This is a genomic window from Streptomyces humidus, from assembly GCF_014649655.1.
Classification (GTDB): Bacteria; Actinomycetota; Actinomycetes; order Streptomycetales; family Streptomycetaceae; genus Streptomyces; species Streptomyces humidus.
The window spans coordinates 1-2211 of record NZ_BMTL01000111.1 but is presented as its reverse complement, the minus strand read 5'-3'; the positions used below and the strand labels follow the sequence as shown (position 1 = coordinate 2211).

Genomic DNA, 2211 nt, shown 5'->3' with positions numbered 1-2211 from the left:
ACGCCTCCATCGACGCCGCGAACACCGGCGACACCTCCCACAACTCCCGCCCCATCCCCACCCACTGCGCCCCCTGACCCGGAAACACGAACACCACGTCACCAGCGGCACGAACGGACCGGCCCCTCACGACGCACGACGGAGTCACCCCATCCCCCGCCGCAAGCGCCTCCACCCCCAGAACCAGGTCCTCCCGCCCACCCCCCAGCACCACAGCCCGGTCCTCGAACGCCGAACGCGTCGCCGCCAACGACCACGCCACATCCACCGGCCGCACACCCTCACCGACCGACCTCACATGCGCGGCCAGACGACCGGCCTGACCCGTCAGCCCCTCCCCACCACGACCCGACACCACCCACGGCACCACACCGTCAGCCACGAACACCGGCGCCGCATCCCCACTCCCCGAACCACCCTCCGCCACAACCGGAGCCTCCTCCAGCACCACATGCGCGTTCGTGCCGCTGATCCCGAACGACGACACACCCGCGCGACGCGGACGCCCCTCCGCCCGGGCCCAGTCCACGGGCTCCGTGAGCAACGACACCGCCCCCGACGACCAGTCGACGTGCGGAGTCGGCTCGTCGACGTGCAGCGTCCGGGGAAGGACCGCATGCTGCAGCGCGAGCACCATCTTCATCACACCGACCACGCCCGCGGCAGCCTGCGTGTGGCCGATGTTGGACTTCAACGAGCCCAACCACAGGGGCCGTTCCGGGTCCCTGCCCCGTCCGTACGTCGCGAGGAGCGCCTGCGCCTCGATCGGGTCGCCCAGCGTGGTCCCCGTGCCGTGCGCCTCCACCGCATCCACGTCCGCCGCCGACAACCCGGCCTTGGCCAGGGCCGCGCGGATCACGCGCTCCTGCGCGGGGCCGTTGGGCGCTGTCAGACCGTTGCTCGCACCGTCCTGGTTGACCGCCGAACCACGCACCACCGCCAGCACCGGATGACCGTTGCGCCGGGCGTCCGACAACCGCTCCAGCAACAGCACCCCCACACCCTCACCCCAGCCGGTACCGTCCGCCCCCGCCGCGAACGGCTTGCACCGACCGTCCGGCGCAAGCCCCCGCTGCCTGCTGAACTCCACGAAGATGCCGGGCTCGGCCATCACCGTCGCACCCCCGGCAAGCGCGAACGAGCACTCGCCGGCGCGCAGCGCCTGGACCGCCATGTGCAGGGCCACCAGCGACGAAGAGCACGCGGTGTCCACGGTCACCGCCTGTCCGCGCAGACCGAGGACGTAGGCGATCCGCCCGCTGGCCACGCTGCCGGTCGTGCCGGTGAGGAGATATCCGTCGACGGACTCGGGCGCTCGGCGCAGCCCGGGACCGTACTCCTGCTGCATGGCTCCCACGAACACCGCGCCGTCGCGCTCCCGGAGCGTCTCGGGGTCGATCCCGGCCCGCTCCAGCGCTTCCCAGGAGGCTTCCAGCAGCAGTCGCTGCTGCGGGTCCATGGCGACGGCCTCGCGCGGCGAGATGCCGAAGAAGCCGGGGTCGAAGTCACCGGCGTCGTACAGGAAGGAACCCGAACGCGCGTACGTGGTCCCGTGCTGCTCCGGGTCGGGGTCGTACAGGTGGTGGAGGTCCCATCCCCGGTCGGCGGGAAAGTGGGAGACGGTGTCACCGCCGGTGGAGAGGAGTTCCCACAGCTCTTCCGGTGTGCGGATGCCACCGGGCAGCCGGCAGCCCATGGCCACGATGGCGATGGGCTCGTCGTCAGTGACAGGCGTCGGGTGCGCGAAGGTCTCGGGGGCCGGGTCGCTGCCGCCGTCGAGCAGCTCTCGCACCTGACGGGCGAGAGCCTGAGGAGTGGGGTGGTCGAAGAGCACGGCGGCGGGCAGGGAGAGCCCTGTGTCCGCTACGAGACGGTTCCGCAGTTCGACCGAGGTCGCGGAGTCGAAGCCCAGCGCCTTGAACGTGAGCGTCGGGTCGACGTCTCCGGCCGCGGCATGCCCCAGCACGGCGGCGGCATGGGCGCGGATCCGCTGCACCCAGTCGTTACGCCGTCCCAACGGCGGAACGGTGTCGGCTTCCTCCCTGCCGACGGATTCCCCGAGGGAGAGCGGGAGACGACGCGTTTCGGCGCCGTCCAGCCAGTAGCGTCGGCGTTGGAAGGCGTAGGTGGGCAGCGGGACCGTGCGCGCGTCCCGACCGGCCAGAACGGCCGTCCAGTCCACCCCCACACCCCGCACCCACGCCTCCGCCA

General features: G+C 71.9%; 1 protein-coding gene. It reads right to left on the bottom strand.

The annotated features are described in order from the left end of the window. A partial coding sequence (locus IE239_RS41240) for a type I polyketide synthase (RefSeq protein WP_190154573.1) occupies nt 1–2211 on the bottom strand: 2211 nt, incomplete at both ends.